The organism is Micromonospora sp. C51, assembly GCF_018070435.1.
Taxonomy (GTDB): Bacteria; Actinomycetota; Actinomycetes; order Mycobacteriales; family Micromonosporaceae; genus Micromonospora; species Micromonospora sediminimaris.
In genome coordinates, this window is sequence record NZ_JAGPXQ010000001.1 from 472,505 (window position 1) to 493,621 (window position 21,117).

Annotated in this window: 20 protein-coding genes; 1 reads left to right on the forward strand and 19 read right to left on the reverse strand. The window is 68.5% G+C overall.

Features of this window, described 5'->3' with window-relative positions; translation table 11 throughout:
- Positions 1-11: 11 nt before the first annotated feature.
- The 16 genes from KBX50_RS02170 to KBX50_RS02245 form a co-directional block, all read right to left on the reverse strand.
- Complete coding sequence (locus KBX50_RS02170) at positions 12-1,814, reverse strand: non-ribosomal peptide synthetase (RefSeq protein WP_210934115.1); 1,803 nt, start codon at positions 1,812-1,814, stop codon at positions 12-14.
- 144 nt (positions 1,815-1,958) lie between these two features.
- Entirely contained in the window at positions 1,959-2,528 is a 570-nt protein-coding gene (locus KBX50_RS02175) for a helix-turn-helix domain-containing protein (protein WP_210934118.1), read from the reverse strand.
- 64 nt (positions 2,529-2,592) lie between these two features.
- Entirely contained in the window at positions 2,593-3,996 is a 1,404-nt protein-coding gene (locus KBX50_RS02180; protein ID WP_247673032.1) for a cation:proton antiporter, read from the reverse strand.
- Entirely contained in the window at positions 3,996-4,259 is a 264-nt protein-coding gene (locus KBX50_RS02185) for an MbtH family protein (RefSeq protein WP_210934122.1), read from the reverse strand. Before KBX50_RS02185 ends, KBX50_RS02180 begins: the two co-directional genes overlap by 1 nt.
- Before the next feature lie 118 nt (positions 4,260-4,377).
- Positions 4,378-6,075 (reverse strand): fatty acyl-AMP ligase, encoded by a 1,698-nt coding sequence (locus tag KBX50_RS02190; RefSeq protein ID WP_210934124.1) that lies wholly within the window; start codon positions 6,073-6,075, stop codon positions 4,378-4,380.
- A 124-nt stretch (positions 6,076-6,199) separates the two neighbouring features.
- Complete coding sequence (locus tag KBX50_RS02195) at positions 6,200-6,760, reverse strand: 4'-phosphopantetheinyl transferase superfamily protein (protein ID WP_210934126.1); 561 nt, start codon at positions 6,758-6,760, stop codon at positions 6,200-6,202.
- A gap of 9 nt (positions 6,761-6,769) precedes the next feature.
- Complete coding sequence (locus tag KBX50_RS02200) at positions 6,770-7,024, reverse strand: phosphopantetheine-binding protein (protein ID WP_210934128.1); 255 nt, start codon at positions 7,022-7,024, stop codon at positions 6,770-6,772.
- Positions 7,025-7,528: 504 nt separating this feature from the next.
- Positions 7,529-8,128, reverse strand: a complete 600-nt coding sequence (locus KBX50_RS02205; protein WP_210934130.1) for a GNAT family N-acetyltransferase — start codon at positions 8,126-8,128, stop codon at positions 7,529-7,531.
- Positions 8,125-10,845 carry an aminotransferase class III-fold pyridoxal phosphate-dependent enzyme gene (locus KBX50_RS02210; RefSeq protein WP_210934132.1) on the reverse strand — a complete coding sequence of 907 codons (2,721 nt, stop codon included), beginning with the start codon at positions 10,843-10,845 and terminating at the stop codon, positions 8,125-8,127. The genes KBX50_RS02205 and KBX50_RS02210 overlap by 4 nt, the downstream gene beginning before the upstream one ends.
- Positions 10,842-11,102, reverse strand: coding sequence for an acyl carrier protein (locus tag KBX50_RS02215; RefSeq protein WP_210934135.1), 261 nt, complete (start codon positions 11,100-11,102; stop codon positions 10,842-10,844). Before KBX50_RS02215 ends, KBX50_RS02210 begins: the two co-directional genes overlap by 4 nt.
- Positions 11,103-11,204: 102 nt before the next feature.
- Positions 11,205-12,071, reverse strand: coding sequence for an alpha/beta fold hydrolase (locus KBX50_RS02220; RefSeq protein ID WP_210934137.1), 867 nt, complete (start codon positions 12,069-12,071; stop codon positions 11,205-11,207).
- Positions 12,072-12,081: 10 nt separating this feature from the next.
- Positions 12,082-13,059 carry a nitronate monooxygenase family protein gene (locus KBX50_RS02225; RefSeq protein ID WP_210934139.1) on the reverse strand — a complete coding sequence of 326 codons (978 nt, stop codon included), beginning with the start codon at positions 13,057-13,059 and terminating at the stop codon, positions 12,082-12,084.
- Positions 13,059-13,886 (reverse strand): hypothetical protein, encoded by an 828-nt coding sequence (locus KBX50_RS02230; RefSeq protein ID WP_139233173.1) that lies wholly within the window; start codon positions 13,884-13,886, stop codon positions 13,059-13,061. Before KBX50_RS02230 ends, KBX50_RS02225 begins: the two co-directional genes overlap by 1 nt.
- The gene (locus tag KBX50_RS02235; protein WP_198413196.1) at positions 13,883-14,131 is read right to left on the reverse strand and encodes a phosphopantetheine-binding protein; all 249 of its coding nucleotides are present in this window, start codon (positions 14,129-14,131) and stop codon (positions 13,883-13,885) included. Before KBX50_RS02235 ends, KBX50_RS02230 begins: the two co-directional genes overlap by 4 nt.
- The gene (locus tag KBX50_RS02240; protein ID WP_093406872.1) at positions 14,128-15,006 is read right to left on the reverse strand and encodes a diiron oxygenase; all 879 of its coding nucleotides are present in this window, start codon (positions 15,004-15,006) and stop codon (positions 14,128-14,130) included. Before KBX50_RS02240 ends, KBX50_RS02235 begins: the two co-directional genes overlap by 4 nt.
- A 41-nt stretch (positions 15,007-15,047) precedes the next feature.
- Positions 15,048-15,917, reverse strand: coding sequence for a hypothetical protein (locus KBX50_RS02245; protein ID WP_210934141.1), 870 nt, complete (start codon positions 15,915-15,917; stop codon positions 15,048-15,050).
- Positions 15,918-16,858: 941 nt separating this feature from the next.
- On the opposite strand from KBX50_RS02245, the gene KBX50_RS02250 reads away from it, so the two are divergent.
- On the forward strand, positions 16,859-17,728 hold the full coding sequence (locus tag KBX50_RS02250) for an alpha/beta hydrolase (protein WP_210934144.1): 870 nt from the start codon (positions 16,859-16,861) through the stop codon (positions 17,726-17,728).
- Between the two features lie 36 nt (positions 17,729-17,764).
- On the opposite strand, the gene KBX50_RS02255 is transcribed toward KBX50_RS02250, so the two are convergent.
- The 3 genes from KBX50_RS02255 to KBX50_RS02265 all read right to left on the reverse strand — a co-directional run bounded on the left by KBX50_RS02255 (position 17,765) and on the right by KBX50_RS02265 (position 21,106).
- The gene (locus tag KBX50_RS02255; protein ID WP_210934146.1) at positions 17,765-19,486 is read right to left on the reverse strand and encodes a fatty acyl-AMP ligase; all 1,722 of its coding nucleotides are present in this window, start codon (positions 19,484-19,486) and stop codon (positions 17,765-17,767) included.
- Positions 19,487-19,838: 352 nt separating this feature from the next.
- Complete coding sequence (locus tag KBX50_RS33500) at positions 19,839-20,444, reverse strand: response regulator transcription factor (RefSeq protein ID WP_210934147.1); 606 nt, start codon at positions 20,442-20,444, stop codon at positions 19,839-19,841.
- A 296-nt stretch (positions 20,445-20,740) separates the two neighbouring features.
- A complete protein-coding gene (locus KBX50_RS02265; RefSeq protein WP_210934148.1) occupies positions 20,741-21,106 on the reverse strand; it encodes an MmcQ/YjbR family DNA-binding protein in 366 nt (121 codons plus the stop codon).
- Between the last annotated feature and the right edge of the window lie 11 nt (positions 21,107-21,117).

Sequence of the window (21,117 nt, forward strand, 5' to 3'; positions counted from 1 at the left end):
CCGAGACCTGCCTACCTGGACCGCGCCATCAGCTCGACCAGATCGGCCAGGCTCTCGGCCTCGAACACCGAACGCATCGGCACGGTCACGCCCAACTCCTTGCGCATCCGGCTGGCCAGCTTGGCGGCGAGCACCGAGTGCCCACCCAGCTCGAAGAAGTTGTCCTGCGGCGTCACCTCGGTGATCTCCAGCGTCTCGGCCACCAGGCCGCACAGCAGATCCTCCAGCGACGGCGCGGGACCCGATCCGCCGGCTGCCGGCTCACCGTCGGGCGTACCGGCCGCCGGTGACGGGGCAGGGCGCTGCTCGGCCGGGGCCGTCGCCGCCCGCTCGGCCAACGCCTTGCGGTCGATCTTGCCGTTGGGCAGGGTGGGCATCCGGTCGAGCACGACGACGGCGGACGGCACCATGTGCTCGGGCAGTGCGGCCCGGGCGTGCTCGCGGACCTGCGTCGCCACCATCGGCTGCTGTCCCGAGGCCGTCACGTAGGCGACGATGTGCTGCGACGAGGCGTCGGTGCCGCCGAGTACCGCAACCGCCAACTCCACCGCCGGGTGGCCTTCCAGCCGCGTCTCGACCTCGCCCAGTTCGACCCGGAAACCGCGAACCTTCACCTGGTCGTCGACCCGGCCGGTGAAGTAGAGCTGGCCGTCGGCGGCGCGTCTGCCCCGGTCGCCGGACCGGTACATCCGGCTACCCGGCGGGCCGTACGGGTTGGCGACGAAGCGTGCCGCGGTCAGGCCCGGACGGTGCAGATAGCCCCGGGCCACGCCGCTGCCGGCCAGGTAGAGCTCCCCCTCGTCGCCGTCGCGCAGATCGCGTAGGTGCCCGTCGAGCACGTACACCGCGCTGCCGTCCCAGGACGAGCCGATGCTCACCGTCTCCTGCACGCCCTCGACCGGTCCACCGATCGACGTGCCGACGGTCACCTCGGTCGGACCGTAGCCGTTGAACAGCCGCCGCCCCTGCGACCACTGCGTCGCCAGAGCTCTGGTGCAGACGTCTCCGGTCGAGGTGAGCGTGCCGCCGGGCAGCAGCCCCGCGCTGTCGGTGATGCTCAGCGCCACCGGGGGCAGCGTGGCGTGGTCCACCTCGTACTTCAGCATCGTGTCGCGCAGCGCCTCGCCGGGCATCAGGTCGTCCTGCTCGGCCATCACCAGCGTCGCGCCGTGCATGAGGGCCATGGTGAAGTCCCAGAACCAGGCGTCGAAGCTGAACGAGGCCCACTGCAGCACCCGCTCGCCGGGGCGGATGCCGTACACCCGGGTCTGGGTGGAGACCAGGTCCGCCACCCCGGCGTGGGTGAGCGCGACTCCCTTGGGTACGCCGGTGGAGCCGGAGGTGTAGATGACGTACATCAGGTTGTCCGCGGTCAACGGCGCCAGCCGCTCCGCCGCGGTGACGTTGTCCCCACGTTCACCCGCGCACTCCGCCACGAAGGCGGGGTCGTCGAGCACCATCTCCGGCACACCCAGACCCAGCGTCGCGACGCCGCTGGTCCGGATCGACAGCATGGCACGTGCGTCGGTGACCATGTGGGTCAGCCGCTCGCCCGGGTAGGTCGGATCGAGCGGCAGGTACGCGCCGCCGGCCTTCAGCACGGCGAGAACCGCCGTGATCAGGGTGTCCGAGCGCGGCACCGCGACCGCTACCAGCGAATCCGGACCGACACCGGCCGCGATGAGCCGACGGGCCAGCCGATTCGCTCGTGCGTTCAGTTCCGCGTACCCGACGGCGGTGTCGCCGAAGATGACCGACGGAGCATCACCGGCCGTCAGCACGCTCGCCTCAAAGAACTCCGAAACAGTGTCCACTCCGCCTCCGACGCAGCTTTCCTGCCGATGTGGTTCCGAACATAACGGTGGTGGCACGGCCCTTCGCCGTACGCTTTCTCGGATCTGTCAATCTCCTTGCGGGTGGACGGACCGCGAGGTCGAATTCACCACGTACGCACCGACTCACCTCGACCGGTCCTTCTTCGACACCGCAGTGACGGCCCGCCGCGGGTCCACCCGAGGTGTCGACGCCCGTGATCCGGGCTCCACGAAGAAACCGCGCCCCCAGACGGTACGGATCGCGAGACCGACGATCTCCAAACGCCGGCGCAGCCGCATGACGTGCAGGTCCAGCGCGTTGCTCGACGAGCTGGCCCCGGAGCCTTCCAGGATCTCCCGCAGCTCGGTCCGGTAGACCAGCTGGCCGTACCTGGTCAGCAGCGGTGTCAGCATCTCGCACTGCATGAGAGAGAGCGTGACGGACGCGTTGTTGAAGTACAGCATTCCGGCCGGGTCCAACACCGGCTTCTCGTTGAGCACTGCCCGGGCCGCCAACTGACGAACCCGGACCTGGAGGTCTTCCCGTCCGATGGGCGGGCGTACCCAGTCCTCGTAAAGGCTGAGTTGGTCCGGCGGTGCCGCGCCGTGTTCCACGATCAGCAGACAGAGGTGCTGCTGTTCGTGGCATTCCGCGCGGATGTCACTTTCCGCAGGCCAACGAACGAACTTAACCCGGTTCTTGACATCGACCATCGCCTGCATCCCCCATAGCCACCATGTCTCGATGGGAATTAAGAAATGCCACCCTTGAGACTCCTCACAGGTCTGTCTTCTCTGCGTCCCAGTGCTGAACCGGTGCGCCGGTCACCAGCGGGTGGTCTCGTCGGTCCGGCCCGGAGGGCGACGCCGGCGACCCGAGCCTTCCCTCGCGCCTGAGCGACCAACGCACCAGCGGCCCGGTCACCGCCGTGGTGAGCACGGCGACGAGCACGAGGACGCTGTATCCCAACTGGTTGAGGAAGCCGGCCTGGTAGCCGATGCTCAGCACGACCAGCTCGGTTACCCCTCGGCAGTTCATCAGGATGCCGAACCGCAGCGCCTCGCCGTTCGGCATACCGGCCAACCGAGCCACCCCGCCCGCCCCGACGATCTTGGTCAGGACGGCCGCCACGAACACCCCGGCGAACACCAGCCAGGTGATCGGCGCGGTGCCGATCAGCCCGACCGAGGTCGTCAGGCCGACACCGGCGAAGAACAGCGGTAACAGGATGAGCAGGGTGAAGCCCTCCAACTGCTGACAGATCCGTTCCACGACCAGCGAGTCGCGCGGTACGGCGACGCCGAACAGGAAGGCGCCGACCACCGGATGGAGCTGGATGGACTCAGTGAGCACCGAGTAGCCGATCGCTCCGGCCACCAGCACCACCGTCAGCGACTGACCAGAGCCCAGCCGTCGGACCAGCGCCAGCAGCAGCGGGCGGACGCACAGGACGGTCACCAGAACCAGCGCGGCCCCGAGCAACAGGACGCGCAGCCCCCCGCCCGCGCTCTGCCCGGCCAGCAGAAAGGCCAGCACCAGCCAGAGCAGACCGTCACCGATGGCCGCTGCCGAGATGGACAGCACACCGACGCTGGTGTGCCGCAGTTTCAGGTCGTCGAGGATGCGCGCCAGCACGGGCAACGCGGTCACCGCCATGGCCAGTCCGACGAACATCATCGTGCCCGCCGGCGAGCCCTGCGAGCCGACGAACAGCCCGCCGGCAGCGGCGACGATGCCCATGCCGGCCAGCCACGGCAGGCCCATGCCGGCGACCACCACCGCCCCGACCACACCCTTGCGCTCGATCCGGTCGGTACGCAGTTCACAGCCGAGCAGGAAGACGAAGATGACCAGACCCAGTTGCGCGACCTTGTCCAGCCCTTCCGTCACCGCCGCGGGGAACAGGAACCCGGTAGCCGCCGGCCAGACCGCGCCGAGCAGGGACGGGCCGAGCACCAGACCGCCCACCATCTCGCCGACCACCGAGGGCTGACCGAACCGGCGGGCCAGCCCGGCGCACACCTGGCAGGTCACCAGGACCACCGCGACCGCGAGCAGGAACCGGGTGAGCGAGCCACCATCGTGCGGCCCTGCCGTGTCCCACAGCGGCACCGTGCTCACCAGCACGACGAGGCCGACGGTCGCGCCGAGCAGGGTCCGGGCCCGGGCGGACAGGTTCATCACGCCCGCGAGCCGGTCGACGGGGCCGGGTCCGGTCGACGGCCGGCACCGCCGTACTCGGGCACGGCGTCCCGCAGGCTCTTCGGCCGCATGTCGGTCCAGGACCGGTCGATGTGGTCCACGACCTCCCGTCGGGGCGCCGGACCGTACACCACCTGCCAACCGGCGGGGACGGTGATGCCGGTCGGCCACAACGAGTACTGCTCCTCGTCGTTGCACAGGGCCAGGAATTCTTGACTGTCGTCGTCGAACGGATTGGACACGCGGACAACCCCTCAGGATCTCGACTGTTTCCGGATGGCGACGGGTAAGGGTTGTGGCAGGCGCCGGTCCTCGTGGCTGGTGTGGTGGTGGCCGGCGAGGTGGGTGAGTGTCCGGTTGTCAGGCCGGTGCGGGTGCCGCCTTCTCGATGAACAGTTGTCGCGCTTTCGCTCGTTGCAGCTTCCCGCTGGTGGTCTTGGGAAGGCTGCGTCTCGGTACGAGGTGGACCTGGGCCACAGGCACACCGCTGCGTGCGCTGACCGCGGACCGCACCGCCTGGCGTAGTTCTTCCTGCTGATCTGCGGGCACGTACGACTCGACGATGAGGTGCAACTCTTCCGAGTCGCCGTCCTCGGGTCGATGGCCGACGGCGACGACCGTGCCGAGGCGGACGCCCGGCACCGATTCGGCAGCCTGCTCGAAGTCCGACGGGAAGTAGTTGGCGCCGCGGATGATGATCAGATCTTTGGAACGCCCGGTGATGCGGATCTCGCCGTCTCGCAGGTAGCCGACGTCGCCGGTCTTCCACCAGTCCGGCTCGGCGATGGCCGCAGCGGTCTCCGCCGGCAGGCCGAAATATCCGATCGTGCGCGACGGGCTGCGGAACTGGATGTCGCCGATCTGGTTGTCGCCCAGCGGCTCACCGTCACCGTCGACGACACGGATCTCGGTACCCACGACGGGCACACCGCAGGCGACGACCTGCATCCCGCTCGCCTCCCCCGGGTCGACGTCGATCACCTGACCGTGGGTGACGGCGGCCGTGCGGTCGATGGTGTCGACCCGGACCGGCACGTTGTGCGGCGACATGCTGATGGTCAGGGTGGCCTCTGCCATGCCGTAGCAGGGCATGAAGACGTCCTGCCGCAGACCCCAATGGCGGAAGCGATCGACGAAACGCCGGATGGTGCCGGGGTGGATGGGTTCCGCTCCGCAGAATGCCATCCGCCAGGACGACAGGTCGACGCCCTCGAGATCGCCGTCGCGGACCCGGTCGGTCGTGTAGCCGTAGGCGAAGTTGGGCGCCGCCGCGAGGGTGCCCCTCATCGCGGTGATGTTGCGTAGCCACTCCACCGGTGAGCGCAGGAACTGCGTCGGCGGCATGAGGACGCTGCTGCCGCCGGTGTAGATGGGAACCATGATCCCCGAGATCAGGCCCATGTCGTGGTACAGCGGAAGCCAGCTCACCGACGTGTCCTCGGCCGACCATCCCGTCGCCACAGCGCTCTGCGCCAGGTTCGCGGCCAGGTTCGCATGCGAGATCATGACGCCCTTGGGACGGCCGGTCGATCCGGACGTGCACTGGATGAACGCCAGGTCGTTCTCGGACGGCAGACGGAACCGTTGCAACGAAGCCTCGGCGGAGGCGGCACGCTCCTGCAGCAGGTCCGCGTCGATGAACACCGTGTCCGTCACGGCCTCCGACGCCTGAACCACCGCGGCCCTGGCCAGGACCGCCGCCGGCCGCAGGTAGGCCACCAGATCCTTCACCTGGCCGTCGAATCCCGCCGCCCGCCCGAAGCTGGTCGGCACCGCGATCGCCGTCGGGGCGGCGCCGAGCAGCTGACACCCGAGGAACGCCGTCACGAAAGTCCAACTCGTCGGTAGGCAGAACAGCACCCGGTCGCCACGACGCACGCCGTACTCGGCGAGGACGGCGGCACAACGCAGCGCGTCCTCGAACACCGTGTCGTAGCGGCGCGGCTCCACCTGTCCCGGTTCGGGTACCACCGACATTCCCGCCCCGTCCGAGCCGCGCTCCGCCTGGGCCGCCAGGGCATGCATCACCGTCGGATAACTCGGCACAACGTCACTCATCAACCCCGCTCCTCACAACCTGGGACGGCCTCACTGACAGCCCTCAACCACATCCAGCACATCGCGCTCCCCCGCACGCCGCGTCGTCCCGGCGGACCGCCGCGTTCGCCGGCACCGAAACGCCTCACCGCCGCACCGCCAAGGCAAACGCGAGGCCGTCCGCGTAGCGGGCCCACACCGGTACCGACAGGCCACCGAAGGTGGCGATCAGCCCATCACCGGCCCGGAGCAGCTTGATTCGCCAGAACAGCAGGCCGTCACCGACGGCCGTGCCGTCCAGCGCCTTGAACGCCGCCTCCTTGGCGGAGAACAGTTCGACCGGGCGGTACCGGCCATCGGGCGCGAGCAAGGTGCGCCGCTCCCGCTCGTACAGGACAAAATCGACCATGCGCCCGGTGACGGCCGCGTCCTCGATGTCGACGCCTACCCCGGCGGCACCGGGGACCACCACCGCGACCGCCACCCGGTCGGTGTGCGCGATGGACCCGGGGTAGCCGCGCGGAAAGGCCGGCCTGCCGCCGGCGACGCGCGGCACGCTCCGGACGGTCGAACCCGCCGCGGCCAGCGCCGCCGCGGCGGCCTGACGGCCGGCCGCGAACTGCTCGTCGGGCCCGTACGGCGGCGCTACCGGAGACCATTCGAGGTACGTGCCCGGTGTGACGAGGGTTCCGAGTCCAGCGGTCACCGAGTCACCTCAGACGCGCAGCGCCACGACGTGGTCGGCCAGCGAGCTGATCGAGCGCAACACCTCCGGTTGGATGTCGTCGTCCCACTCGAAGCCGAACGCGTCCTCCATCGCCACGAGCAGGCTGACCAACGCGGCGGAGGACAGCCCCTGTTGGCGCAGCGACACCTCGTCCGACACGGTCCGGACGAAGCTGTCCGGACCGTGCATCCCGATCAGCAGCTCGCGAATGCGTTGCCGGGCCTCCGCCACCTGGTCAGCCATTGTTATCGACCTCGTCGACGAACCTCGCCACCGACGTCGGCCACTCAATGCTCGTCGGATTCTTTTCGATGCGAAAACTGCTGAGTGTCACATTCGGCGGACACCCAGGAAGGTCACCAGCAGACACCACATCCCCCTTGTTCGTCCCCTGCGCGCCCGAGGCGCATTCGGGTGACTGCGTCACGTTCCGCCGGCGCACTCAATGGGCGCACCTCAGTCAGGTAAGCGTCCACCGGGCACCGCCTCCATGGCGTCGCCTGGTGGCGCGACAACCGCGCTGATCTCGTGGCATCGCGCGGACTGCGCCCTTTCCCCAAACCGGCGGAGCACTACCGTACGCTATCATCTGATCGACGTACTGCAATCCATTAATTCTGCATACCCCGTTGTGCGCTTCCCACGTAACAGGCTACGAAGAATGGGTCGAACCACACCTGTGAACCGTCGGGGAGGAAATTTCCATTTCCCGACGGTCCACCGATGTTGACAAAATCCGGACGCGACCTAACGCGCGTCGCGCCACATGAAAGAGGTATTGATGCCGAGAATCGCCTCCTGGGAGACCACCCGGAAGCCGAACCTCTCGTAGAGCACGACGTTGCGGTCGACATCCGCCTGGAGGAACGCCGGCACCTGCTGCCGGTCCACGTCAGCGAGAAAGGCCGTGAGCAGTGCCGAGCCGATCCCGTACCCCTGCTGGTGCGGGTGGACCGCGATCGGCCCGATGTGCCAGTGGGGTTTGTGGGGTTCGTGCCTGGCGCGCCCACCCACCACCTTCAAGGCACGCGGCAGCCCGAAACCCATCGTGCGGACCTGCGAGGGCACCGACTTGATCTTTTCGCGGACCGTCATCTGGCAGTGCGGCCACTCCGCGGCCTTGAGCACCCCGGCGAGTTCCCCCTCACGCTCGGCGACGAGCACATGGCTGGCCGTGTTGCCGAGCTTGAGGGTACGGGCGGCATGTTCCATGATCCGGGCGGCCTTGTCGCGGTTGCCGCCGGCGATCGCCAGGTTGCTCGGATTCAGGGCGAACGCGAGGCCGACGATCCGGCTCGCCTCGTCCATCTCGGCGGGCATGATCCGCCGTACGGTCACCACGCTCATATGCCAACCTCCGGGTGGGTCGTCAGTCCGGTGGAATGCCGCACCATCCACGGCGTCGTCGATACGGCCGCCGTGGTGATCCGGGTGGGATGGAAGCCGTGCCGACCGGCCAGTTCGAGAGCGGACAGCACACCGTCGACGGAGAGTCCGCCGTAGGACGGGCTCGCCGTGCCCGGTTCGAGGCCGAGCAGGATGGTCTCGGCCAGGCACGAGTAGACGATGCCCGGCGGCAACGTGATGCCCGGAAAGTTGGGCGTCTGCCCATTGGGGAGCCGGACGCGGCCACCGGACACGAGGGTGACGTTCGGCAGACCCGCCACCGCCGGGTGAGCGTCCCCCGGCACCGCGAGATCGCAGACGAGGACGTCCCGGTCGGCCGCCAGGTGGGTCGGGAGGATGACCGGGTCGGCCGCGTTCGTGGCGCTCACCACGATCGGGCAGTCACGCAGGGCGTCGAGGTCCTCGGCGACCGAGACGTCCACCAGGTGGGCCATTCGTTTCGCGACCGCGGCGAGCCTGCGCCCGGAGCCGGGTCGGCCGACGAGGACGAGCGAGTCGCAGTGTGGGGCGACCAGGTCGGCCATCACCGCGCCGATGTTGCCGATGCCGCCCACCAGCCCGACCCGACGCGCACCGGAACCGCTGCTGCTCAGATGGCGCTGGAGCAGGTCGTACGCGCAGGCGGCGGTGAGTGAGTTGCCAGAGGTGACGCGTACCTCGTGCTCGATCACGTCCCGCCCGGCGCCGGTGACGATCGAGGTGTAGCCGCCCAGACCGACCACGTCGCCGCCGAGGGCGACGCCCAGTTCCACCGCGTCCAGCACCGTTCGGGACAGCCAGGGCCGGTGCCCCGCGCGCAGCGCGTCGACCGCCTGGGCGGCGGTGAACGGCACCGCCACCACGCTGACATCGGCCTCGCGACCCGTTGCTGAGGTCACCCGGTGTCGGACGACCTCGAACGGGTCCAGTTCGCCGCGCATCCGGTCCAGGGCCGCCGCGCACCGACTCTCCGACCACTCCGCCAGTTCGGGTGCCAGGGACCGAACCGTGGCGGCGTTGTCGAGATTGGCGAGGAACACCACGTGCGGAACGTCCGCGTCGCGGCGCGCCCGGCGCAGGCGGGGAGGCGACGGCACGTGCTGACGCGGCCGCCAGGCTCCCGTCGGTGGCACGGCCAGGTGCGACAGCAACGTCGCGTAGTCGCCCTTGGCGAGCAGGCCGGCCACGTCGTCGAACGCCGCGACGGCCCGCTCGATGTCCTCGGGTGCGAGCAGGGCGGACGGTTGCACGCGTACGGTCGTGGGCGCGGACAGGGTCGGCATGACCCGGACCCGGTGCGCGTGCAGCAACCGACCCGCGATCAGGAAACCGAGCGACTCGGCGTCGAACACCGCACGCAACAGGGCCGACTCGGGCTGCGGCAGGCGAAACTCCACGCCGATGAGCAGCCCTCGGCCGCGGACCGCCACGACTGCTTCCGGCCACCGCGCCGCCACCTTGGCGAGTCGGTCCCGCAGCTCCGCGCCGGTCGCGGCGATCCGATCGCGGTGGCTCTCGTAGAGCTCCAGGGCGGCCGTGGCGATCAGCGCGGAGAAGTCGTCCTCGGCGAAGGTGGACGTGTGGTGGCGACCGAAGTCGGCGACGTAGCGGTCGGCGGAGACCATCATCGCCGAGATCTTGGCCAGTCCACCGCCGAGCGACTTCGACAACAGATAGTAGTCGGCGACCACACCGGAGGGTTCGGACGCCAGGAACGTACCGGTGCGGCCCATGCCGCACTGGATCTCGTCGAACACCAGCGCCGCGTCGTGCCGGTCGGCCAGTCTCCGCAGTGCGGCCAGGGTCTCGCTCGGAACCTCCCGTACCCCGGCCTCACCCTGGACCGGCTCGGCGAAACAGGCCGCCACCGGAGACAGGCTGCGGCCCCGCGACTGCGGCACCCCGTCCGCGTCCAGGGTGACGGTGCAGATCTCGACCAGCCGGTCGTCCAGCGCTGCCACCACCGCCTCGGGCGTCCAGTCGGCCAACCGCACTCGCCGGGGCCCCGGCACGTGCAGGTCCTCGGGCACGTTGGAGCCGTGGGTCAGGGTGCCCGCGGCGGTGGTCTTGCCATGGAACGCGTCGCGCAGCGAGACCAGGACCGGCTCGGCCCGCAGCAGCTCGGTGACCTTCTCGACCGCCGCACCGACCACCTCGCCGCAGCGGCGCCCGGCCGCCGGCCCGCTGCCGCACGGAAGGTCGGCGAGGTTGTCGCGGTGCAGCCGGCGCAGGGACCGTTCAAGCTCCTCGCGCAGCGCGCCGAGCCGCCTACGTCGCTCGACCACGGCGTGCTTCACCGCAGCCTCCACCGCCTCCGCACCGGTGGACCCGAGCGTCACGACATAGTCCACACCGGTGGTGGCCCGCACGAGTGCCGACAGCTTCGCGGCCAGCACGGCCGCCCCCGGGCGGATGCTGGCCTGCGCGTTGAAGGGAAGCTGCTCGTCGAGGCACCGTCGGGCCACCGCGACCAGCGCCGGGTGGTTGTGCCCGAACAGGGAGGAGCCGGCACCGCCGACCAGGTCGAGGACCTGGTCGGCGGTCTCGGCACCGTCCGCCGACTCCGGCGTGAGATGGTCGCCGTGCCCGCGGCGGTACGCCACGTCCAGGTTGAGTGCCTGGAACAGGCGGCCCAGTTCCGGGCGGGCGTAGCGGCCGAAATCGAGGTCGGTGCTCACGGCTGGCCGATCCCGTTTCCGACCCGTACGGTCATCGACGCGGTGACCTGGTCCACGACGTCACGCAGCGTGCGCATCGACGCCGCCTGTCCGTCGGACATCTGCACCTCGAAGAGAGACTCCATCTCCACGATCAGATCGATCGACCGCACCGAGTCCAGGCCGTAATCCGCCAGTGGCGTGTCCGGATCCAACTCCGGCACCTGCAACCGACGACGGAACAATTCGTCAACCACATCCAGAACTTCGCGATCCATTGCGCTCCCCCTCCTCACGCAAAGCGCCATCCCGCCCGGCGCCTTGGCAGCCGCCTCGTCGGTCGAGCGCACCTCGACCGGGCTTTTCCGACCGTCACCCGGTCAGGCACGGGTTTCGACCTCGTCGATGAACTTCGCGACCAACGCCTGGAAACCCGCCGCGTCGTCCAGGAACGGCAGATGGCCCGCCCCCGGCATGATCTCGTAGCGACCGTTGGGAAACTTCTCCGCCAGTTCCTTGGCCCCGGACGGGCTCAGCAACACGTCGTCGTCACCGATGACCACCAGGGTCGGTGCCTCGATCCGAGCCAACACATCCGCGCTCGTCTCACCGGTCAACGCCAGCTTCAACCCGTTGACCAGATCCTCCTTCGTCGACAGAGCCAGGAAGCTCTCCCGCAACCCGAGGAAACCCGGCGTACCCAACTCCTCGATCATTTCCGCGCCGAACACCTCCGGGTACAGGTGCGCGTACAACGCCGCCATCCCGTGCTGCTCCAGCGTCAGCAGCCACGCCCGCTGCACCAGACGATGACGACGCATCCCCCGGGGACCGAGCGCCGGACCGGCCAGCACGATCCCCTTGACCCGGTCCGGGTGCTTCAGGGCCACATCCCGCGCCAACACCGTGGAGATCGACGTCGACAACAGGTACGCCTGGTCGATCTCCAGCGCATCCAGCAGCCCGACGACGTCCTCGACGTGCTCGTCCCACGTCGGATACTTCTCCGGGTGCGACGACCGGCCATGACCGCACAGGTCGTAACTCACCACGCGATGGCCCACCGACAACTCGTCCGTGAACACCCGCCACGTCGGAGTCGTCATGAAGAAGTTGTTGAGCGTCAGGACCACCGGACCCGCACCGGTCGACTCGTAGTACAGCTCGACACCCTCTCGTCCACGGGCCCGCACCGCATCCTCGCGGTACGCCACCTCAAGACGTTCGAGAACCTCACCAGCAGACATCAGATCCCCCTTATCCCAGTTCAATGCGTTCAGCAGCAGGAAGTACGCCGGCGAACCCGGCGACGACATCGGCTGCCGACGTCTCGTCGGAGACCGATTCGCAGGACAGGCCGCAATACATCGCCATCTCCTCGATGCGGCCGGTGGTCGCCACGGTGGGCACCGCGGCGCTGAAGCGGGGCACCAGGTACGAGCGCTCCTCGACTCTCGTGCGGCCGATGAACTTCTTCGGTTGCCCCGGGTCCTCGGTCACCGGTGTGGCCAGCACCCGGTGACGCCGACCCGGCCACCCGATCTCGTAGACGTCGGTGATCACCGTGTCGGCACCGTCAGCCGCGCACACCGCCGTCTTGAAGTGAGGATGGGCCCAGGACTCCCGGGCGACGACGAACGCCGTCCCCAGCAGCACACCGTCGGCTCCGGCGGCTATCGCCTGCTCGGCGTCGGCCGGGGACCCGATGCCACCCGCCGCGACGACGCAGGCGCTGGGCGCCCGGTCGCGCAGCTCGGCGACCAACTCGTCGCGGCGCGACACACCGAGCAGGTGTCCGCCTGCCTCGATGCCCTGCGCCACCACGACAGCGCCCCGCTCCGCTGCCCGTACGCCATCCTCCACGGTGCCGACCTGGACCACGAGAACCCGGCCGGTGGCGGCGACCCGCTCGAACACCGCTTCCTCGGGCATGCCGAACAGCGACACGTGGACGTGCGGCGGCGTCTCGGTGAGCACCTGCGTCAGCTGGCGGTCGAGGTCGTCGGGACCGACCACCTCCGGGATGAGATTCACGCCGACCGGTCGCGACGTGCCCGCCACCAACCGGCTCAGCACCGCCGACAGTGCCTCACCCATCAGCTTGTAGCCGCCCACGCAGCCGGCCGCACCCGCGTTGGAGACCGCGCACGCCAACTCCGTGCCCGCGACGCCACCCATGCCCGACTGGAGCAGGGCCACGTCGGTGCCGAGCACCGTCGCCACGCTCGACCGCATCAGCCCAGGCTCTCCACTGCGGACAGCGCGGCCTCGACACCACCGAAACGCGCCGTCAGCGTGTGCACCCACCGCTCGACGCCGAACGCCAGACAACTGGTGTGGGCGGTGTCGTCTCCGGCCTGGATCTCGCACCGCTCGCCGAAGAAGTTCCGGTGGTAGTTGACCGAACCGATGGCCAGGCCATCGACGACGAACTCCTCCTTCACCGGGAACAACCGCTGCATCTTCGCCTTGCCGCTGTTCTTGTCGAAGAACGGATCCGTGGCGACCTCGAGCTTGACGTCGAGACCGAGTTCGGCGCACAGCGCCAGCACCGCGTCCTTGGCCCGGCCCAGGTGCTGCTTGGCGCCCTCCTCCTGGCCGACGAAGACGATCTCCCGCATGGAGAAGCCGAGCAGCCGCTGTAGGCCGTCGTAATGCTCCTCGTTGCGGAAACAGGTGCCCAACGTGGTCCGCAGGACTCCGTCTGCGGGCAGGACCGACCCGGCCAGGTCCAGGTAGATCGCGTAGCAGGCGGCCGAGGGCAGAGCGAACTCGGCGGGCCGCAGCACGTCGGCCGGCACCTGTTCCAACGGCCGGGACGCGGTAGCCAGCAGGGTGCCGACCCGCTCCGGGTCGAGCCGGGCGGCCGCCAACCCCAGATGTGGAAAGTTGTCGTAGTAGTCGAAGGTGTCCAGGTCCCGGGTGCGCAGCAGGAACGGGAACCGGAACTCAGCGGCACCCCAGCCGTCCCCGAATCGCCGGAACACCGCGTCGATCGCTCTCAGCAATCGCAGCTGGCCACCGTCGAGGACCCGCAAGCCATTGTCGGTAACGGTAGTCATGAGGCCGCCTTCTGCTTCAAGAACCGCGCCCCGATCGCGTTGAGGGTGCGGAAGTCGTCGAGGTCGAGTTCTTCGGGGTCGATCGACTCGCCGGTCAGTTCCTCCAGCAGGAAGATGAACTCGACGAAGGCCAGGGAGTTGATCGCCCGGCTGTCGATCAGGTCGAGGTCGTCGTCCAGCTTGTCGAGTTTGGGATTGCGGTCCAGGATGAACTCCCGCACCGCCTGCATCGGTTCGGTCCTCACTTGACCAGTTCCCTGCCCACGCCGGCCTTCGTCAGGAAGCTGCGCGTCCGCTTGAGGATCCGCTCGTGCGCGGCGTGTCGGGCCGGGTGCTCCAGCGCGCGGCGGCGCAACGCCAACGCGTCCGGGATGCCGGCGTCGCGGTAGGCCGCCGGGTTGTAGAGCGTGGCGATGCTGTACCGCAGGTAGTTCTCCAGGTACTCGGCGACCAGCGGCACCTCGGCCGGGTCGCGCTTGGCCACCTGGCCGAGCAGGTTGGTGAAGATCATGCGCCCGAACGCCACGTGCCGGCTCTCGTCCTGGTGGTGCACCCGGTTGATCTCGCGGGCGATGTGCGGCAACGACTCGTCGGTGGCCATGTACGCGTTGTAGTGGTCCACGATCTCCTCGAAGATGAGGATGCGGGCGAACACCACCAGCTCGCGGGCCACCGGCGACAGGTGTTCCACCGAGTCGGCCTGCAGGGACGGCTGGGCCGGGTACAGCTTGCCGCCGTAACGCAGGCAGAACTGCGCGAAGAACCACATGTGCTCGTTTTCCTCACCGATGAAGTGGTGCAGGAACTCCGAGACGTTCGCGTACGTCCGCTCGTGGATGCGCATCACGACTTCGCTCATCAGCTCGCGGATGCCGTGGATGTTGAGGCTGAAGAAGTTGATGGCCTCGTACTTGGTCAGCGCGATCTGCTGCTCACGGGTGAGCTCGTCCCACATCGGTGTGCCCGCGAGGGTGGTCAGGCTCTCGCTCATCCACGGCAGGTCCGGCTCGATGGCGTCCGGCCAGTCGAACAATGTGTACGGGTTGTAGTAGCCGGACTCGGCCATGTGCTCGAGCCGGTCCAGCTCCAGCTCGATCGGTTCGATCTCTCGTACCGCCATTGTCAGTCGTCCTCCCCGATAGGTGGTTCAAGAGGTCAGGTTCACCGCGCCGACCTGATGTCGGCACGCAACAGCGCCGGTTGTGGCGACCCGCATTCGTGGTGTCCGAAGGACGCGTTGCCGGAGGCGGTCGACGGGATGACCTTGTTGTAGATCGATCCGAGACACAGCTCCTGGAACTGCTCGGTGTCGGCGGACAGCCGCGCCGCGAGCTGGGCCTTGGCGATGTCGACCGTCTTGGTCACCCCGTCGTCGTCGGTCACCTCGACGCACGCGTGCGGCAGGTCGAGCGCGCCGCCGAGCACCCCGGTGAACCAGCCGCGCTTCGCCTCCGCGCGGTATCCCGCCGCACGGAACCGCTCGGCCAGCAGCAGGCTCGCCGCGATGCAGCTCGTCACCCCGAGCTCGTGCACCAGCGCGTAGTCGGCCTGCATCGGCACGGGGATCATCTGCCAGCGGTAGCCGGCGTGCAGGTAGTCGCGGGTCAACGTCCGCAGGGTCGGGGACACCAGAGGGGTACGCGCGCCGGTGTTGGTGACGGTCGCGGCGTACTCCGCCGACCCTTCGCTCGGCGTGAGTGGCGTGATCTCCTCCAGTTGGCCCCCGAACCGGACCACGTCGGGCCCCTCCAGCCGCCACGGCGCCACCCCCGAGCACTCGTGGCACTCCAGTCGGACCCGGAAACTCCAGGTCTTCGGCCGCAGCAGGTCGTCGACCGACCGGCCCGCGAACCGGAACAGCATCCGGAACGCCAACTCCGGCTGCGTGTTCGACCGGTACGAGTACATGCCGAGGTTGTAGAGGTCGTTGGGGTCGAAGTAACGTACGCCGTCCCGTTCCTCGACCGGCAGTCCGGCGTCGACCAGTCGATCCACGTCGGTCGAGTCACAGTGCAGCATTTCCCGGGCCACGGACTCCGGCTGAGTCTTGCGGGAAAACTGATCGGGAACGAATTCAATCGATTCGGCGACTTTTTCCCACGGTGGACAGGCAGTCGCTTGTTGCTGTGGCACGGTCTCTCCCCCAGGCAGCGTCAACCGGGTCTGCGACCGGGTCAACGCCGGTCGCGACCGCACAGGATTACGAAACACCCGACAATGGGCCATCAGTATGGTTCGCGACATTCAGCCGGGCCCTGCCTGGCCCTGCGGAACACCAACGCACGCTACCACCCGTCCAACGTCCCGCAATCCGTTAATTCTGCATATGCCGCTGTGCGCTTCCCACGCATCGCACGATTCCGACGATTCCTCCGCGATGCCGGCAGCGCCCCTTCACAGCTCAGCCGGCACTAACACTCCCACGACCAGCGGGAAAGCCTCTCGAAGGCTTGTCTGCGCAGCTCAGAGGGTCTCCACTGGTGTCGGGGATCCGATACGGAGCCGCCATCAACAACCATGTGGCAAAAGTCACACAATGAAAAGTGTATATGGCTTGGGAATGAAGAGCGGGTCACCGATCAGGGCTGCGACCACAACATCGCCGAAACCGCCCCCGCCAACGCCAGGATCGACAACCGGTGGCATATTCGTTATGCAGGTTGCACGGGAGGCCGAAGACGGGCCACCTCGTCACCACGTCGGATAGCCGACATGCCGCAGAAATTAAACCGCCATGACTGCGCCACCTCACATGCATTTCTCATGGTCGTATTCCGATCCGACGCCGGTATCGTAGGGTGCGGCACAACGGACGCCCAGCGCGGCGTCGAGGTGCGGCGTGGCGGGCGCGGATCGGCGGGCCACAGTCGCCCGATCAAGCCATCGAAGGAGCCGACATGCCGTTGGATCGGATACTCCGCAGGCTCATCGCCTGGCAACACGCCGACGGTGCGCCGCCTCCGCTCCGTACGATGCCTGTCGAACAGGCCCGCGAGCGCTACCGCGCAAGTGCCCTCCGCCCCCGACGCCAGGGCAGTGACCCGGATCAAACGGTAGCCGTCGACGAGAAGATCGACAGTTTGGACGGCACGCCGATCCGGTGCAGGGTCTACACACCGCGATCCGACACCGACCGGGTGATCACCTACCTGCACGGCGGCGGATGGGTGACCGGTGACCTCGACACGCACGACCTGGCTTGTCGGGTGCTCGCGACATCACTGGGCGCGGTCGTCGTCTCCGCCGACTACCGCAGGGCGCCGGAGTTTCCGTACCCCACTCCGCTGCACGACGCCATCTCGGCCGCGCGCTGGACCGGCCGGATGTTCCCCGACCACGACCACGTTCTCGCCGGTGACAGCGCGGGTGCCCAACTCGCCCTCGGCGTCGCCCTGGACGCCCGTGCCAACGGTGACCCGCGCGTCGCCGCGCTGCTGCTGATGTATCCCCCCGTCGACCCGAGCCTGCGGATCGCCGCCGCCGGTACGCACACCGAGGGGTACCTGCTCTCCGTCGAGGACCTGACCTGGTGCTACGAGCAGTACCTTCCCGATCCACGGCATCGGAGCGATCCCGCCGTCGATCTGCTGCGCGCGGACCTGCACGGTCTACCACCGACGGTCGTCGCCACGGCCGAGTTCGACCCGCTGCAACGCGAGGGCGAGCTGCTGGTGGAGCACCTGCACACCGCGGGCGTGCCCGCCCGGCACGTGCCCGGACCGGGCCTGGTGCACGGCGCCTTCCTGATTCAGGACATCGTGCCCGCGGCGGCGACCAACGCCCAGCAGGTCCTCCGGGAGGTCGACGCCGTCCTCACCGCCACCCACCGGCACACCGCATGATCGGCCGCCACCTCGCCGCCCGGCGGCCGGACGTGTTCACGAGGTCGCGGTCACCAGCGGCTGCCAGTCGGTGTAGACCGGGTCCAGGCCGCCCCCGAGGAACAGCCGGCGCATCTCCGAGCGCTTGACCTTGCCGCTGGTGGCACGCCGGACACCGCCCCGGCGCAGCAGGACGGTTCCGCCGGGGCGGACACCGAACTCGCGGGTGAGCGTACGCGTGATCTCGTCGGCCAGGTGGCGCAGCCGGTCCTCGGACGGGCGTCCGTTGACCTCGGAGACCACGACCAGGGCGTTGCCGGACCCGGATCCGTCGAGCGGTACCGTGAAGACCGCCCCGATGATGCCCAGACCGGGGATCTGCGCCCGCAACGCCCGCTCGATCTCCTGCGGGTAGAGGCAGCGTCCATCCACGACGAGCAGTTCGGCCGTCCGCCCGGTCACGTACAGCTCGCCCTCGTGCATGGTGCCGAGATCCCCCGTGCGGACGTAGCCGTCGACCGTGACCGTCCGGTCGGTCGCGGCCTCGTCACGCCAGTAGCCACGGGAGACGCTGGGACCGCGTACCCAGATCTCGCCGATGGCCCCGGCGGCCAGTGCCGCACCGGTGGTCGGGTCGGCGATCAGCACCTCGGCGTCGCGCGGTGCGCCGCAGCTGACCACGCCCGGGCCCGCGTCGGTGGGGGTGAACCTGTGCCGCTCCAACCCATGCTCGTCGACCCTGGTCACGACGGCCTTGCGGAACGGGTCCACCGAGACCAACAGCGTCGCCTCGGACAGGCCGTAGCAGGGGCACACCACATCGTCGCGCAGCCCGGCCGGAGCGAACCGCTTCGCGAACGCCTCCAACGTCTCGGCGTGCACCCGTTCCGCTCCGTTGACGCCGATGCGCCACCGGGACAGGTCGAGCCCGCTCAGTTGGCTGTCGGTGACCCTGGCGCGACACATCTCGAAGGCGAAGTCCGGGGCGGCGGAGACATGGATGTCGTACTTGTCGATCATGCGCAGCCAGCGGTGCGGCTGGCGGATGAAGGCGGCGGGGCGCATCAGTACGCAGCTCCCGCCGACCAACAGGGCAGGCATCAGGTGACCGAAGAGTCCCATGGCGTGGTGCAACGGCACCCAGCCGCCGAGCCTGGTCTCGGTGGTCAGCCCATACACGCGGCGCTGGCTCTCCACGTTGTGCAGGAGATTGCCGTGGCTGACCGGCACGCCCCGGGGCTCGCCTGTGGTACCCGAGGTGTACTGGATGATGGCGAGCGTGTCGTGGTCCAACTCGCTCGGTGACCACGACTTCGCCTCCGGGACGGACGCACCGTCGGTGGCCAGCAGGGGTAGGTAGCTCAACCCGACCGACTGCGCCCACGCCAGGACGGCAGGGCGGTTCACCGTGTCGGTCAGTACCACCGACGCCCCGGCGTTCTCCGCGATACCTCGGGCGCGTGACCGCTCGTGGGGATACCGGCCCGGCAGCGGTGCCGGCACTGCGACCATCCCGGCGTAGAGACAGCCCACGAGGGCCGCGGCGAAGTCGAAGCCGGTGGGAAACAGCAGCAGCACCCGGTCGCCGGCCGGGTAACGGGCCTGGAGCCAGGCCCCGATTCTCCTTGCTTCGGCATCCAGTTGGGCGAACGACCAGCGCTGGTCGCCGTCCGCACGATCGATGTCATCGACAACGATCAGCGCGGTGCGCTCCGGTGTCGAACGGGCGTGCTCACGGATCGCGGCGGCGGCACTCGCGGTGAGCGACAGATCCATCATTTCCCCGGTTCCTCTCCCTGCCGTGTGCACGAACCGTAAGCGCCACGAATGACTCGTCGAGGCGCTCCAGGAGGCCAGCGAACGACGGAAGACGCGTCGGTTGCGTCGTGTGCCGTCGGTGAGCGGAGAATCGCTCCGATCCGCAGGCTAGCACCGGCCAGATGGGTCATCCACCAAACCGTCGCCACTACTGAGAAATACATACTCCGAGTATTAGGAATACATCTGGATAGGGTGCCTCCTACACCGGGGCTTCGCCAGCATAAAGCTGCCTTTCACCGCAAGGAAAGGTTCCGTAAAGAAATTCCGACCGGGTGCACTGATTGGACCGAGGGCTACTCACCCGACCCACTCAGATCCAGTGCGACTCCCGGGCGATCCGCAGCGCGTCGATCCGGTTGCGCGCATTGAGCTTCGCGACGACCGACGACAGATAGTTACGCACCGTGCCGTCGGAGAGGCGCAGCCGAGCCGCGATCTCGCCGACGGTGTCCCCCTGATAGACGTGGGTGAGTACCGAGAGCTCGCGTGGCGTGAGTGGGCAGTCCCCATTGCCCAGGGCGGCCACCGTCAGTTCCGCGTCGAAGACGCGTTCGCCGAGGTGGACGCGGCGGATGGCGTCGAAGAACTGGCGCGGCGGAACGTCGCGCTGCACCAGCCCCGCGATCTCGCCGGCGAAGGCCCGGCGCACGACCGGCCGGGTGAACGAGGTCGCGAGCAGCATGCTCCGGCATCCCGGGACACTCGCCACCTTCTCGGCGAACGCGACCGCGTCACTCTCCTCGCGCTGAAAGCTGATGATCACCACGTCGGGCCGGTGCATCTCAGCGAAATCCAACGCGTCCAAATAGTTACTCATGGATCCGACGACGCAGAACTCCTCCTCCTGCCCCAAGAGGGCAGTGAGTGCAAAACGGGACAGATGCAGAACGTCGGACACGAGCACGTCGATTGCCACTTATTCCCTCCAGACGGTTCCCCGACCGCGCCGTTGGGGGCCCAGCGCGCACCCTCGACGTCATAATGTCACACGCGTACGAAAATCTGAAGGTCGATATCTGACAGCGCCGGACGTGCAATTTGCTACCACTGTGGACATTCGCTGGATCAAGATTGCGACAAGCATGACACTGTCAAATTCGCGATAGTTGTCCGGCCTTCGGCCGATCGGACCAGGAAGGTCGTCGGATCGCGGCGCCTCCGACCGGAGACGGTGGCGGACAGTCGCGCCACGTCGCCTGGTCGGCGTCCGAGTCAGGGGAGGCGGTTCGTTACCGGATGGTCCGGTACGCGCATCCGCCACGCGTCGGTGATCAGCTCGTCGAGCCGCTCGACGGTGACCGCCGCCAGACGCACCATGACCAGGGGCAGCCCGTCGTAGGCGGGAGTAGTGAAGAACAGTGCCGGCTCGCCGAGGAGCAGTGCCTGCTTCTCGGCCTCGTCGCCGACGTACAACACGGCGATGTCGGTGCGGATGACGCGCGGCTCGCCTGGCCGGCGCTCGGGATAGGACCAGACGAAGCCCTTGTCCGCGACCCGGAAGTCGAAGCCGTCGCTGTCGATCTCCACGGCGTGCGGTAACGCCAGGGCCAGCCGGCGTACGTCGGAGGCGTCAGCCATCGCCTACCCCT